This is a genomic window from Hongsoonwoonella zoysiae (assembly GCF_013266695.1).
GTDB classification, from domain to species: domain Bacteria; phylum Pseudomonadota; class Alphaproteobacteria; order Rhizobiales; family Stappiaceae; genus Hongsoonwoonella; species Hongsoonwoonella zoysiae.
The window spans coordinates 2,122,755-2,136,864 of the sequence record NZ_JABRXF010000001.1 but is presented as its reverse complement, the minus strand read 5'-3'; the positions used below and the strand labels follow the sequence as shown (position 1 = coordinate 2,136,864).

General features: G+C 61.1%; 10 protein-coding genes. 3 read left to right on the top strand and 7 right to left on the bottom strand.

Going from position 1 to position 14,110, the window contains the following annotated elements:
• Window positions 1-14: 14 nt before the first annotated feature.
• From HPQ64_RS09870 to HPQ64_RS09860, 3 genes are read right to left on the bottom strand one after another with little or no spacing between them, the layout of a single operon-like run.
• A complete protein-coding gene (locus HPQ64_RS09870; protein WP_172888168.1) occupies window positions 15-560 on the bottom strand; it encodes a SixA phosphatase family protein in 546 nt (181 codons plus the stop codon).
• Window positions 561-615: 55 nt separating this feature from the next.
• Window positions 616-1,164 carry a hypothetical protein gene (locus HPQ64_RS09865; RefSeq protein ID WP_172888167.1) on the bottom strand — a complete coding sequence of 183 codons (549 nt, stop codon included), beginning with the start codon at window positions 1,162-1,164 and terminating at the stop codon, window positions 616-618.
• A 10-nt stretch (window positions 1,165-1,174) separates the two neighbouring features.
• Window positions 1,175-2,020 carry an AAA family ATPase gene (locus HPQ64_RS09860; RefSeq protein WP_172888166.1) on the bottom strand — a complete coding sequence of 282 codons (846 nt, stop codon included), beginning with the start codon at window positions 2,018-2,020 and terminating at the stop codon, window positions 1,175-1,177.
• Window positions 2,021-2,412: 392 nt separating this feature from the next.
• Here HPQ64_RS09860 and HPQ64_RS09855 point away from each other — a divergent pair, with 392 nt between their 5' ends.
• Window positions 2,413-4,080 (top strand): methyl-accepting chemotaxis protein, encoded by a 1,668-nt coding sequence (locus HPQ64_RS09855; RefSeq protein ID WP_172888165.1) that lies wholly within the window; start codon window positions 2,413-2,415, stop codon window positions 4,078-4,080.
• 96 nt (window positions 4,081-4,176) lie between these two features.
• Here the strand turns inward: HPQ64_RS09855 and HPQ64_RS09850 are convergent, their stop codons facing one another.
• The gene (locus HPQ64_RS09850) at window positions 4,177-4,974 is read right to left on the bottom strand and encodes an AraC family transcriptional regulator (protein WP_172888164.1); all 798 of its coding nucleotides are present in this window, start codon (window positions 4,972-4,974) and stop codon (window positions 4,177-4,179) included.
• Between the two features lie 140 nt (window positions 4,975-5,114).
• On the opposite strand from HPQ64_RS09850, the gene HPQ64_RS09845 reads away from it, so the two are divergent.
• Window positions 5,115-6,338, top strand: coding sequence for an MFS transporter (locus tag HPQ64_RS09845; RefSeq protein WP_172888163.1), 1,224 nt, complete (start codon window positions 5,115-5,117; stop codon window positions 6,336-6,338).
• Between the two features lie 147 nt (window positions 6,339-6,485).
• Here HPQ64_RS09845 and HPQ64_RS09840 read toward each other — a convergent pair whose 3' ends face one another.
• The 3 genes from HPQ64_RS09840 to HPQ64_RS09830 form a co-directional block, all read right to left on the bottom strand.
• On the bottom strand, window positions 6,486-6,806 hold the full coding sequence (locus HPQ64_RS09840; RefSeq protein WP_172888162.1) for a 2Fe-2S iron-sulfur cluster-binding protein: 321 nt from the start codon (window positions 6,804-6,806) through the stop codon (window positions 6,486-6,488).
• Window positions 6,807-6,934: 128 nt separating this feature from the next.
• On the bottom strand, window positions 6,935-7,303 hold the full coding sequence (locus tag HPQ64_RS09835; protein WP_172888161.1) for an Hpt domain-containing protein: 369 nt from the start codon (window positions 7,301-7,303) through the stop codon (window positions 6,935-6,937).
• Window positions 7,304-7,607: 304 nt separating this feature from the next.
• Window positions 7,608-7,931, bottom strand: coding sequence for a hypothetical protein (locus HPQ64_RS09830; RefSeq protein ID WP_210260146.1), 324 nt, complete (start codon window positions 7,929-7,931; stop codon window positions 7,608-7,610).
• 269 nt (window positions 7,932-8,200) lie between these two features.
• On the opposite strand from HPQ64_RS09830, the gene HPQ64_RS09825 reads away from it, so the two are divergent.
• Window positions 8,201-14,008: an apolipoprotein A-IV repeat region-like domain-containing protein gene (locus HPQ64_RS09825; RefSeq protein WP_172888160.1), complete on the top strand. Its 5,808-nt coding sequence runs from the start codon at window positions 8,201-8,203 to the stop codon at window positions 14,006-14,008.
• The last annotated feature ends 102 nt before the right edge of the window (window positions 14,009-14,110 follow it).

Here is a 14,110-nt window from a genome sequence, read left to right as displayed (position 1 = left end):
TCGGCTGCGTCATTTCAGGTCTGCCCGTTTTCATTGTCCGCGGTCCGCTCGATCTCCTTCGGGCGGAAGAAGGCAACGGCTCTGCCGCTCATTTCCTCCAGTTTCGACCAGCTTGGCGCTTCGAAATCGATGACCGCGAGACCCGCGGTGGGAAATTTGCCGGAAATCGCCTCCGTCAAATCCGGATTGCCGTTGCCGGCCAGTCTCAATGCCGTCTCCTGCATTGCCGGGTTGTGACCAAGCACCATAAGGGTTTTCGCCATTCCGCCGAACTTGCGGATGATCTCCAGATAGTCGTCTTCGGAAGCATTGTAGAGGCTGCGGAGGAGCCTGATATCCATTTCCCGGTCGAAAAAGGGCATCATGAGGCCGAGCGTTTCCCGCGTACGCCGCGAGGAGGAGCAGAGCACCTTGTCAGGCACCATCGCGTGATTTGCGATATGGCGGCCCATCAAAGGTGCAGACCGAAGGCCACGGTCGTTGAGCGTGCGCTCGAAATCACTCCGCTCCCGCCGGCTCCAGTCCGACTTCGCGTGTCTGAGTAAAAGCAGTCTTTTCAAGGCGCATCCTCCGAGCAGGCCTTTGAAAAGGCGTCAGGATCAACAAGCGGCCAGGTCAGTCCCGCTTCGCGATTTCCTCTATGATGGTCGCGACGATCGGGCCGATCTCGCTTTCCTGAACGGGCAACGTATAGGCCATCCACAAGGTGTAGTCGCGCTCCTTGCCCGCAAATCGCCATAGCGTTTCGCAGCGCGTGCCTGTTTCTCGTTCACCGGTCGCGAACGTGAGCCCGGATGCCGTTGCCCCGGTCGTCTTCACACGCTTGAAGCCGGAATCCGAGAAGCGCTTTGCGAAATTCGTCGCTACCCCGGCGCTCGCACCTTTCGCGTGAGAACGAAGCGCGGCATGGATCCCCTGCGGCGTAGTATAGATGCAACCTGCGATCGTATCCATGCCGCCGGGAAGAACCTTCACCCTGGTCAGCATGCCCAGCCGGTCACGGCAGACTAGGCCCGTGTAGTGACGCATTCCGTACGGGTCGATTTGCCAGCCGGAATCAAGGGGCGCGTTGTCGAGTGGCGAGACATTCTGCGCACCCGCCACCTGCGGTAAAAGAGCCAGTATCGAGGCAGCGAAAGGAATGAGTTTCAGGAAAAGCCGCATCCGAAAATTCCTAGCGCGCTTCCCGGCGCGACAGGAACGCCAGCCGTTCGAAGAGATGCACGTCCTGCTCGTTCTTCAAAAGCGCGCCATGCAGCGGCGGTATCAGCTTCTTCGGGTCGCGCTCGCTCAGAAGGCTTGCGTCGATATCCTCATTGAGAAGCAGCTTGATCCAGTCGAGCAGTTCCGAGGTGGAAGGTTTTTTCTTCAGGCCCGGCACGTCGCGCACTTCGAAGAAAATGCGAAGCGCTTCGCCGAGAAGCCTCTCCTTGATACCGGGGAAATGCACATCGACGATATCGGACATCGTCTCGGCATCCGGAAACTTGATGTAGTGAAAAAAACACCGCCTTAGAAAGGCGTCCGGCAGGTCCTTTTCGTTGTTGGAGGTGATCACGACGATGGGACGCCGTGTCGCGGAAACCGTTTCGCCCGTTTCGTAGACGTGAAACTGCATCCGGTCGAGTTCGAGAAGCAAATCGTTCGGAAACTCGATATCCGCCTTGTCGATCTCGTCGATCAGGAGGACCGGGCGTTCGGGAGAAACGAAAGCCTCCCACAGCTTGCCGCGCTTGATGTAATTGTTGATGTCGTGAACGCGCTCGTCACCCAGTTGGCTGTCGCGCAGCCGCGAAACGGCATCATATTCATAAAGGCCCTGCTGCGCCTTGGTGGTCGATTTGACATGCCATTCTATGAGCGGAGCACCAATGGCGCGCGCCACTTCCTGGGCAAGAACCGTCTTGCCCGTTCCAGGTTCGCCTTTTACCAGTAGCGGCCTTTCAAGGGTGATCGCGGCGTTCACGGCGATCCGCAAATCCTCGGTGGCGATATAATCGGCCGTTCCTTCAAAGCGCATCAACATCCTCACAGGCTTGGCAGTTCAGGCGTGAACACTATGTGCGCCGCATGGCCCTTGCAAGACTGACGAGCCGCCCGCGCCTGAAATCGGGCGCCGTCTTCGATGCGCGGCCCCGGATTTCGCGAAACGGAAAATTTACGGGCGGCACCTAATTAATTGCAACCAATGGGTGCATTTCAACGAATTCCCTTCCTTGCCGATTTGCCTGGAAGTTCAGTGTTTCAAAGTCACCCGAAGAAAAATCACAGAGATCAGGAAATTCAGGCGTCTGGCTTTCCACAATCGTCGATTGAGAAACTTGAGGGCGTTTTCAAATAAAACGCCCGGCCCTCCATTTCTGTCGATCACGAATGCCGAAGCCAGCATGAAAATTCGAAGTGGAAACAAGGATGACTATTCGATTCAGGCTATATCTGGCGCTTGGCCTCATGTCGGTGGCAGTAATCGTCATCGGTGTGATCGGCAATATGGCGCTGGTGATCACCAATCGCAGCATCGATACCATCGTCGCCGACCGTGTCGTGCCTCTGGAGCAGCTTAAATCCATTTCCGATCATTATGCCGTCGATATCGTCGATATGAGCCATAAGGTCCGCAGCGGCGCCCTGACCTGGGCCGAGGCACGCGAGAACCTTGGTGAAGCGCTTGCGCGCATCGATGAAAAATGGCGCGCCTATACCTCGACGTTTCTGACGCCGGAGGAAGAAGAGCTCGTCGGAAAAACGGAAGATGCCACAAGGGTGGCACAGTCGGCGATCGAAGAGTTGCGCGGAATTTTCGAGCGCGAGGACAGCGAGGCTCTCGTCGCCTTCATCAACAACAAGCTTTACCAGGTGATCGATCCCATCGGCGAGCCGGTCGGCAAGCTCGTCAACCTGCAGCTATCGGTCGCCCAGGCTGAGGCCCAAAACGCTCGTCAGACGTCGAACTTCTCCATTACGCTTATCCAGGTTATCGGCGTTCTGGCGCTCGGGTTGATCGGTTTTGGCTTCTACACTGTTGCCCGACAGGTGCTCAAGCCGCTCAAGGAACTCGAAAATTCCATGACCGAGCTTGCTTCAGGCAATCTGGAGATCGAGGTTCCCGCAACGTCGCGCCGGGACGAGATCGGCGCGATGGCCGGCACCGTCCAGGTGTTCAGGGAGAGCGCTGTCGAAAGGCTGACGCTCGAGCAGGACAAAGCCGGCGAGCAAGCAGCGAGGGAACGGCGCGCGGAAAAGGTGAATTCGCTGATCGACGGCTTTGCCGAGGAACTCGAGAGCATCCTCTCCAGTGTTTCCAAGGCATCCGAAGACCTTCACTCCACGGCCAACTCGCTGAACGAGACAGCGGAAAAAAGTTCCGCAAATGCAAGCGATGTCGCTGCGACGGCAAGCCAGACCACCAACAACGTGCAGACGGTCGCTTCCGCTTCCGACGAGCTTTCGGTCTCGATACGCGAGGTCTCCGAACGCGTGTCATCCGCAATGCGCATCGCGGGCGAGGCGAAGGAGCTGACCGTCACGACAGACAAGACCGTTACCGGGCTCGTCACCGCCGCCCAGAAAATCGGCACGGTCAGCAGCCTGATCAGCGATATCGCCGAACAGACGAACCTTCTGGCCCTCAATGCGACGATCGAGGCCGCACGCGCCGGAGAAGCCGGAAAAGGCTTTGCGGTTGTCGCTACCGAGGTGAAGGAACTGGCTTCGCAGACCGCCAGGGCGACGGATGAAATCCAGACGCAGATCCAGCAGATCCAGGCCGTTTCGAGCGAAGCCGCCACGGCGATCCGCTCGGTCGGGGATATCGTCTCGCGGATCAACGAAACGGCCGTCGCCGCCGCCGCTGCGGTGGAAGAGCAAGGCGCCGCGACCAACGAAATCGCCCGTAATGTCACGGAGGCCGCGGAGGGAACCAGCAATGTGAGTGCCCGCATCACGGAGGTGTCGGCCGGCTTCGCCGTTACCGAGACCCGCGCTGGAGAGCTGCTTGGCGCCGCGGGAAATCTTGCGCAGGATTCCACGCGCCTGAAAACCCTGGTCGACAGGTTCTTCCAGGACATCCGGGCGGCTTGAAGCGTATCTCCCGATTGCGGAAAACGCACTCGGAAGACAAGTGGCAGGACAGGAGAAATGAGCACGCCACATCGTCCTTGCGGAGATGGGCGTGCTCTATACTCCTCGGAAATATCTTCCGGGCGTGACGCCGAAAGACTTGCGGAACGTGGCGACGAAGGAACTCGGCCCTTCGTAACCGAGCATATGTGCCACATCGCCCACGCTGCGCCCGCTTGCCAGCAGTTCAAGCGCCCGGAAAAGTTTCGCCTGGCGGCACCAGGAGCGGTAGCTCAAACCGGTTTCTTCCGAAAAGCGGCGCTCGAAGGAACGCTCCGACAAGGCGCAGGATTTTGCCGCCTCGCTCAACGCCGGAATGCTGGAGGGGCGCCTGATGATCGCCTCCGCGATCTCCTTCATGCGCCCGGAAACCGGCAGCGACAATTGCAGGGGAGCAACCGGCAGATGCGAAATCTGGTCCAGCAGCACGCGAACCAGGCGCCCGACCGGGCCTGCAGGATCATAGTTTCGCGGCGCTTCCATGAACGTCAGGATCAACTCGCGCAAGAGCGGCGTTACCTGGATGACGACGGGCCGCTCCGGCAACCCGGGGCCGAACTCCGGGCGGGCATACAAGGTCCTCAGCGCCGTGCGGATCGGGTAGTGCGTTTCATGTTCGACATGGGGCGGAATCCAGACCGCACGCTCGGGCGGCACGACGAAAGTCCCGACATCCGTCAGGACTGTCAGGCTTCCCGACACGATATGCAGCAGTTGGCCGCGCGGGTGGCTGTGGCGCGCCCTCGTGAAACCTGCCCTGTCATCCGAAGCATAGGCAATCACTGGTGCGGGATGAGCCTGGTCCGGCCGCTCGAAATGCTCCGGATGAATGCGCTCGGCGCGGGTAATCGCCATGGCGGAATCTCTCTTCCTGTCGTTTCGCCAACATAATTTGGCATATTGCCGCTAACACGCAAATCGACGCCGGAGGTAAATAAGGCCAAACACGTAAACCCTCGCCTCGAACGACGAGGCTGCCCGAAGAAGACCAGACAATGAGCTATTTCACCGCTTCCGCCGATCCGGCAAAGGCAAAAGGCTGGCGTTCGCCCGTCGTCATGCTGATGATCATGGCAGGCGCCATGCAGCTTTCGTTTGCCGCGTGGTGGAACCTGATGAACAACTTTGCCGTCCACGAACTGGACTTCACCGGCCGCGAGATCGGCATTCAGCAGTCGATCCGCGAAATCCCCGGCTTCCTCGCATTCACCGCGATCTATCTTCTTCTCGTCATGCGCGAGCAGACGCTCGCCTTCCTGTCGCTGATTTTTCTCGGGGTCGGCGTGGCCGCAACCGGCTATTTTCCAACCACGTGGGGTTTTTATTTCACGACCTTCGTCATGTCGGTCGGCTTCCACTACTATGAAACGATGAACCAGTCGCTTTCGCTGCAGTGGCTGCCGAAGGCGACGGCCGCCGCCAGCATGGGCAGGATCATAGCAGTCGGCGCTTTCGCACAACTCGTCGCCTACGGCATCATTTTCGTCGCCTGGCAGACCTTCCAGCTTACGTTCGAAACGGTATTTCTGATCGCCGGAGCGCTGACGCTGGTCGTGGTCGGCTTCCTCGTCATCGCCTTTCCGCATTTTCGCGAAGGCGTGCCTCAGCGCAAGAAACTGGTGCTCAGGAAACGGTACTGGCTCTATTACGCCCTCACCTTCATGGGCGGTGCGCGCCGGCAGATCTTCACCGTCTTCGCCGGCTTCCTAATGGTGGAGCGTTTCGGTTACCACGTTCACGAGGTTGCCGGCCTGTTCCTGCTGAACGGCGTCTTCAACATGCTGCTTGCGCCGAAAATCGGCCAGCTCATCGTACGCTTTGGCGAGCGCAAGGCGCTGATGGTTGAATATGTCGGCCTGATCGGGGTCTTCACGACCTATGCGTTCGTGACGAACGCGACACTTGCTGCAGCGCTTTATGTGATCGATCACGCCTTCTTCGCAATCGCGATCGCGATGAAGACCTACTTCCAGAAGATCGCCGATCCGGCCGACATCGCGCCGACCGCGGGCGTCGCCTTCACGATCAACCATATAGCCGCGGTCTTCATTCCGGCCGCCTTCGGCCTGATCTGGCTGGTTTCGCCGGCAGCCGTCTTTCTGCTCGGCGCCGGCATGGCGGGCATCAGCCTGTTCCTCGCCCACCTCGTGCCGCTCGACCCGCGCGAAGGCAACGAGGTTGCCCTGCCCTGGCGGCCCGCCACGGCGCCGGCGGAATAAGCTGCCCAACGAAAACGTCGACGAAACGAGCGCTTCGTCGACGCTTTCGTGAATATCAAACGGTTGGAATGGCGGCTCTACGGCAAGACGATCTCGTCGTGGGAGCGGGAATATCCGCTACTCAACACATGAAGCGCCGCTTCGGTATCAGGCCTGGCGTTCCGGAATGTGTACGACAAGGCCGTCCAGTTCCTCGCTCACCTTGATCTGGCACGACAGTCGTGACGTCGGGCGCACATCGTAGGCAAAGTCGAGCATATCCTCTTCCATCGCCTGTGGCGTGCCGATCTTCTCGGCCCAGGCATCGTCCACATAGACATGACATGTGGCACAAGCGCAGGCGCCGCCGCATTCGGCCTCGATGCCGTCGACCATGTTCTTGACCGCATTTTCCATGACAGTGGACCCGACCGGCGCATCGATCTCGCTCTTGGTGCCATCGGGCGCGATATATGTGATTTTCGGCATGGGCTCGCAGACTTGAAGAGGTAACAGACAGAAACTGCCACCGACATAGCCATTCGCCTGAAAAGGTCAAGGGAAGAAACGGAATATGCGGACGACGACCGTTTCAGCGCGGTAAGCGGGACAAGCGTTCATTCGCCCAGAAGATCGATGATGAAGGCATTCGCCTCCTCGATCGCCTTTCTCAGTACTATCAATGCGCTTTCCGTGTCCGATGCTGCGTCGTTTTGCAGGGCCTCGGCCGCCAGCGCCACCTTCCACGCCCCGATCCCCCGCGCCGACCCCTTGATGGTATGCGCCTGTTCCTGGATCACCATTGCGTGTTGGGCATTGTCCAGCCGCGCAAGGACCATTTCCGCCTGGGTAACGAACAAACGCAGCACCTCGCGCTCCAGGCTGCGATTGCCGAGCGTGTGACGCGCCAGATGCGCTAGGTCGACCGCAGCCCGATCCCGAACCGGATCCGTTTCGCCAGACTTGCCGAACGCTGCTTGCGCCATTTCACCACCTTCGCCCCTCTCGCCCCGGAGTTCGGCCGTTAACCAATGCCTCGTCCTGCCAGGCCGTATCGATGCTGCGAATACCGCCCGGATCCGACGAGGGATTAACGAGAGTCGGCCCGGTGGGCCCAAATTCGAGTTAAGGCAAGGCGCTTATGCGGTGATTTCCGCAAAAGATTTTCAAGAAAGTTATTTTTTGGTTAACGCGAATATTCAACTTCTAACTATTAAGGTTAACGAACACTTTAAATGAAGAAAGTTAACGCCCGCTTCGCAAGAAGGACGCGTCCGCCTGAAGAGTTTTTCAGAGGTCGCCGGGAGGCGTTTTGCCAAGCGCCCGATAACCCTCCACCGTTAGCCGGCAGACGAGCCAGTCGGGCTTGATAGGGTTGGAAAACCAAGGCTCTGCCCAGCCTGCGGCGATGCAGGCCCGGATCGTTTTATGCGAAATTTCCCGCCCTCCGGCATCGAACAGCGGAAGCTTTCCTCCCGCCTGATCGACGCCCCTTTCGAGCCATGAGCGCTGTGCGGCCGTCAGCCTGCGCGCCTGCGGACGCTTCGCCGGGCCCTTTGCCGCAGCTTTGGAAGACGCGCTCTTCGACCCGATTTTCGCCTTGATTTTGCTCATTTGCTCTTTCCGGGGACAGCCGCAAATCCTTGTTAGGGTGGTGTTATTGTGTCATTAGCTATGGTGATGCGGCAAGGATGGACGATCGTATTTTCGCGCAAGCGGCAATCGAGACGAAAGTGCGGTCCACCCGGTTGGTGTTCTCAAGAGGCCCGCGAGGGCTGTAAGCTTCTGGAGCACACTTCCTTGACGCACCCTGGCACGCAGCACGACTCGGTATAAGCTGCGGCGGCCGGTGAGTTGAGAGTACGGACGCGAGGCAACGACAGATGGCAAATCCCCCGAAGATGAAAGATCCGGCGGAAGCGGCCCTTTCGGCTGTTGAAGAGGCGCTGAAAATCGATTTCGGCGGACCGGACGACACTTCGCAAGAGGCGGAAGCGAGCGCGAGCGAAGCCGCCCCCGAAGCTCGAGCGCCCGAAAGCGCCGACAAACCGGCGGATAAGCCGGCGGCCGAGGAACCGGCCGACGAGCAGGCACCGCAGCAGCCTCAGCGCCGGCGGCGCGGACGTGGCGGCGGACGGCCGACATCGGCTGCGAACGACGACCGCAGATCGATCGGCAACCTGATCTATTCGCTTCAGCGCCGCCCGTCCTCCACCCCCTTCTGGATCGCCCTCCTGCTCAGCGCCATCTGGGGCGGGATCGGCACCATGCTCGCGCTTTCCGCGTTCGAAACCGAAGCCGCCGCAATAACGAGCCTTGCCGATCTCGCCAAGGCGCCGGGGCTGTTGCTTTCGCTGGTCGCCGTCGGCGTGCCAATCGTCTTTTTCTGGGTCATGGCGATGATGATTTGGCGTGCGCAGGAGATGCGCAATGTCGCCCGCGGCATGACCGAGGTCGCCCTGCGCCTCGCCGAACCGGAAGACATCGCCAAGGAATCGATCCTGAGCGTCGGCCAGGCAATCCGGCGCGAGGTCGCCGCGATGGGCGACGGTATTGAACGGGCGATCGCGCGCGCAAGCGAGCTTGAGGTTCTCGTGCACAACGAGGTTTCCTCGCTCGAACGCTCCTATAACGATAACGAACTGAAGATCCGGTCGTTGATCGAGGAACTCGTCACCCAGCGCGAAGCGGTGATAACCAATGCAGACCGCGTACGCGACGCGCTGGCTGGCGCTCACGAAGCGCTTGCCGAGCAACTCGACACGACGACGCAGAAATTCGACAATTCCGTCGACGCGGCGACCGCGCGCCTGACCGGCGCGATCGAGGAGCGGGTCGGGGAACTGACATCGACAGTCGATTCCCGCGTGTCCAACATCACCGAAACCTTCAACGCGGCCGGTGCGGAACTCATTGACAGCCTGACGTCGCGCAGCTCCGACTATGTGGCGCGCCTGACGAGCACAGGCTCCGAACTCGTCGACACGATGAATCGCACGAGCGCGGAACTGACGGAAACGCTGGCCGCGCGCGGCGACGACATAAACAGCCGCTTCGCCAACACCGCAAGCGGCTTCATCGAGACGCTGTCCCAGCGCGGACAGGAAATCAACGATACGCTGTCTACGACGTCGTCTTCCCTGACCGAGGCGCTTTCGGTGCGCGGCAAGGAACTGACCGACCAGATCGCCGCGACGGGCACATCGGTCGAAACCGCCATCACCGAACGCAGCGAGGAGATCACCTCCAGCCTGTCGCTGACGAGCGGGCGCCTGATCGACACGATCACCGGGCGCACCCAAGAACTGATGTCGACGATCGACACCCGCGTCACCGCCCTCGACCAGTCCCTTTCCACCACGCGCGAGCAGGTGGTCGACAGCATCTCCCGGCGCGGAGAGGATGTTGCCCATGCGATCGCGCACAAGGGTACGGAGATCATCGAGACCCTGTCGAGCCGCACGAGCGAAGTCGCGGAAATCCTGCGCGGCACGGGGGAATCCATCGTCGTTGATCTTTCGCTGCGTGGCGGCGAGATCGCAACGAAACTCGACGAAACGGCGGCGAGCCTTACCGATACGATATCCGTGCGCGGCACCGAACTTGCCAACCGTCTCGATCAGGTCGGCGAACGCATCCACGAGGCGATCTCCGTAAACGGCGAGACGCTCGACAACCGTCTCAACCTGCGCGGAAAAGAGATCGCCGAGCTGATCGAAGGCCAGACCAACCTCTTCCGCGAAACGCTGGAAGGCGCATCGGGCCAAATATCCGGCACGCTTTCCGAGCAAACCGTCGCGATCGGGCAGAAACTGGCTCAGACCGGCACGGACCTTGCCGAACTTATCGGCTCGCGCGGGTCGAAGGCCTCGCAGGAAATTATCGCCGCGGGCGAGCGCTTCACAGGCACGCTCGAGGAACGCAGCAATGCGCTGCAGGCGAGCCTCGGCACGCGGCTTGAACAGCTTGAAAGCATCGTCGGCGAACGCGGAGACCGTTTGATCTCCGCCTTCGACGAGCGCACCAGCGCGATCGGAGAAACGCTCGATAGCCGTATTCAGTATGTCGACACGAAGTTCGGCGAACGTACGGCCGCCCTGTCCGATACACTCGACAGCCGAATTTCACACATCGACGAATCCTTCGATGTCCGCCTTGCGCGCCTCGACGACACGCTCGACGGACGCACGCGCGTTATCGACGAAACTTTCGGCATGCGCCTGTCGGCGCTCGGTGAGACCCTTGAAGGACGTGCAAAAGCAATCGACGAAACCTTCGAAGCACGCCTTTCGGCCCTCGACGGCACGCTTGAAGGCCGCGTCAAGGCGATCGACACCACCTTGGCCGAGCGTACGAGCACGCTCGGCCAGGCTCTCGACGGGCGTATCGAGACGCTGGACATGACGCTCAACCAGCGCACCGCCACCTTCGAAGCCGCAATGCAGGAGCGCACGGCGACCCTGAGCGAAGCAATCGAAGGGCGGACCAACGCCCTTTCGGAAGCGCTGGAAGGCCGCACATCCGCCCTGTCCGAAGCGCTCGAAAGCAAGACACAGGCTCTTACCAATATTCTGGAAACGCGCACCGAAGCGATCACCGAACATCTTTCGGCCAAGGTCGACGAGGTCGGCGCGAGCCTCGGCAATCGCGCGGAAGCGATCGGCCGCAGCCTGACGCGGCGGTCCGACGAGATCGGCGTTTCCATAGAGCAACATCTCTCCGCATTCGAGAAATCGATCGGCGAAAAGGTCGAAAACGCGGCGACGGCCCTGACCGACAAGACGACGCATCTTGCCGAAACCATGTCCTCGGGCGCGGAGCGGATCGACCAGGCTCTCGATGCGCGCGGGCGCCAGATCAGCGAAACGCTGATCGCCCGCACCCGCGAAATCGCCTCCGCCTTTGTCGCAGGCCAGAACGAAATGGCGAGCGCGCTTGACGAACGGCTCGATGCGGCCGGCACCGTGCTGGCCAGGCAAAGCCAGGAACTCACGGACTCACTGTCCGACCGCGTGGCGGAGATCAACGTCTCTCTCGGCGCGAAAGTGTTCGAAGTGGCGGAAACCCTCGACAGCAGAGCCGGCAAGCTCGAGCAGATCCTGTCCGAACGCCTTGCGGCGATTTCCGGCACGCTGTCTTCCGAAACCGAAAAGGCCCGTGTTGCGGTCACCGACGTCATCGGCATCGCCTCGCAGACCATCGACAGGGTTTCCGGCTCGCTTTCCGGCGAAGGCGAAAGGCTGCGTGAAATCGTGGACGCTTCGATCAACGATGCGACGGCACGTCTCGGCGGCGAAGGCGAAAGGCTGCGCATGATCGTCGACACTTCCGTGAACGATGCCACGGAAAAACTCGGCGAAGAGAGCGGCCGTTTGCGCGAGATCATTCTCGGTTCCATCGGCGAGGCGCGCGGCGTCCTGCAGGGCGAAAGCGCCAAGGCCGCGGAATCGGTCACCCAGGCGATTACCCAGGCGACAAGCGCCCTTTCCGGCGAAAGCCAGCAGGTGCGCGATCTTGTCTTTACCGCCGTCAACGAGGCCGCCCGCAGCCTTGCCGCGGAAAGCGAGAAGGCGCGCGCGCTCTATGTCGGAACGCTCGCTGAAATGTCGGAATCGCTGGGCGGGGAGACCGAAAAGGCCCGCACCGACCTGTCGCGCACTGTCGCGGAACTTTCCGGCGCGCTGTCGGCGGAAAGCGAACAGGCACGACTGATCCTCGGCCGCGCGACGGAAGAAATCCGCAATCTCATCTCCGGCGAGACGGACGACGTGCGTGGGCGCATTTCCGAAGCCGTGCGCGAAGCCGCGGACATGCTCTCGCAGCGCGGCAATGCGGTCGCCGCAAACCTTCTTTCGCAGGCGGATGAGCTCAACAAGTCGCTTGGCGAACGCAACGAGGAGATGTCGAGGCTCATCGGCACGGACGGCAACGCCCTTGTCGAGACGATCGAGGAGCGTGCCCGCAATCTCACCATGCGCGTCGAGGAGGTGCATTCCGCGATACTCGAAGCGATCACCGTCAAGGGTCGGGAAACCGCAGACGACTTCGCCCGCAAGGGCCTGGAAACGACCAGGGCCCTGGTGGAAGCCGGCGACAGCATCATCAACTCGCTGGAAGAACGCAGCAATTCCGCTGCCGAAATCCTGCAGTCGACCAAGGCGCGGCTGGAAGAGGACATCAGCGGCATCCTCGAGCGCTTGAACCAGTCGAACAGCACGCTGAGCGAGGTGCTGGAGCAGGCGGGCATCAACCTGTCGACGGTCGAAAGCGGCCTGTCGCGCAGTGCCGGAGAGTTCCGCACCGCCGTCGACCGCGCCGTTCAGGAAACCAACACGTCCACCGGCACGATCGACCAGCAGGTCGGCCTGCTGCGCGACGTTTCCAACACGGTGCTTGCCGATATCACTGCGCTGGCCCAGCGTTTCGAAGACCAGGGACGCCAGCTGGCGGAAGCGGCGCAGAAGCTGGAGGAAACGGATACCAGCGTTTCCGCCCGCATCGCCGACCGCCGAACGGCGATCGAAGATGTGGCCGATACGCTGCTGGCGAAAACCGAGGCTGTCGACACCTTGATGCGCAGCTTCACCGACCAGCTTTCCACAACCTTGAATTCGGCCGATGACAAGACCCGCGAAGTGACCGCGATGCTGGCCGCCGCCGCCGAAACGGCGACGCGGGCAATCACGGAACAGTTCGAATCCATGCGTCGTTCGGCCGGGCTCGAGGGGCAGAAGGCACGCGAATCCATCAAGGCGGCAGAAGACGAGATCGTCGCCGAAATGTCGCGGATGCTGGGCGAAGCTTCCGAAAGGTTCACCGAAGCGACGACGCGCATGCGCGATGTTGCAAAGGATGTGCACCGCGAACTGGAGGCAACCCGGGCGGAGCTGAAGCAGGGGATCCTGGATCTTCCGGAAGAGGCGGAGGAATCCACCGCCGCGCTTCGCAAGATCGTAAGCGAACAGGTCCGCGCGCTTGGCGAACTGTCGGATATCGTCGCCAAGCAATCCAACTCGCTGGATGTTTCGCGCGCCGGTGAAAGGGCTCAGTTGCAGCAGGCATCCGCCACCGCCCGGCCCACGAACGGCGCGCCTTCGGAGCCGGCGGCACGCGAGCGCCAGCCCGCGCCCCAACCGCAACCGGCCAAGGCGCCCGCCACTCCTCGCGAAGAACGCTCCGAACCGCGCAAGGTGAGCCTGAGCGACCTCGACAAGCCCCGCCAGGACGAGCCCCAGGCCCCGCAGGGCCGCGGCTGGGTGAGCGACCTTCTCCGCCGCGCCTCACGCGACGAGGCGCCTGAAGAAGCGCCGAAGGGTGAGGAAGGCCCGAACGGCCGTTCTCCGTTGCACATGGTTGAATCGCTCAATTCGCTGTCGATGGATATCGCCCGCGCGATCGACCACGAAACCTTCCTCGATCTCTGGGAGCGTTACAGGCGCGGCGAGCGGCATGTGTTCACCCGCCGGCTCTATACGCTGCAGGGCCAGCAGACGTTCGACGAGATCCGTCAGAAATATGCAAGGGACGCGGAATTCCGCGATGCGGTCGACCGGTATATCCGCGATTTCGAGCAGCTTCTGGCGCAGGTTTCGCGCAACGACCGCGACAGCATGCTGAGCCAGACCTACCTGACGTCGGACACCGGCAAGGTCTACACGATGCTCGCCCACGCGAGTGGCAGGCTCGACTGACCGTGAAAAGCCCTCGCCCGCCCCGGGCGGGGGCAATTTCCATTCGATAGCGACGCACAACCGCTATAAAGGAAAAGGGGCGCGTTCCGGCAGGATCGCGCC

Excerpts from the sequence above, each read along its gene's own strand:
- HPQ64_RS09840 (WP_172888162.1), bottom strand. The coding sequence starts at position 6,806 with ATGCCGAAAATCACATATATCGCGCCCGATGGCACCAAGAGCGAGATC.
- HPQ64_RS09860 (WP_172888166.1), bottom strand. The coding sequence starts at position 2,020 with ATGCGCTTTGAAGGAACGGCCGATTATATCGCCACCGAGGATTTGCGG.
- HPQ64_RS09850 (WP_172888164.1), bottom strand. The coding sequence starts at position 4,974 with ATGGCGATTACCCGCGCCGAGCGCATTCATCCGGAGCATTTCGAGCGG.
- HPQ64_RS09830 (WP_210260146.1), bottom strand. The coding sequence starts at position 7,931 with ATGAGCAAAATCAAGGCGAAAATCGGGTCGAAGAGCGCGTCTTCCAAA.
- HPQ64_RS09835 (WP_172888161.1), bottom strand. The coding sequence starts at position 7,303 with ATGGCGCAAGCAGCGTTCGGCAAGTCTGGCGAAACGGATCCGGTTCGG.
- HPQ64_RS09865 (WP_172888167.1), bottom strand. The coding sequence starts at position 1,164 with ATGCGGCTTTTCCTGAAACTCATTCCTTTCGCTGCCTCGATACTGGCT.
- HPQ64_RS09825 (WP_172888160.1), top strand. The coding sequence starts at position 8,201 with ATGGCAAATCCCCCGAAGATGAAAGATCCGGCGGAAGCGGCCCTTTCG.
- HPQ64_RS09845 (WP_172888163.1), top strand. The coding sequence starts at position 5,115 with ATGAGCTATTTCACCGCTTCCGCCGATCCGGCAAAGGCAAAAGGCTGG.
- HPQ64_RS09855 (WP_172888165.1), top strand. The coding sequence starts at position 2,413 with ATGACTATTCGATTCAGGCTATATCTGGCGCTTGGCCTCATGTCGGTG.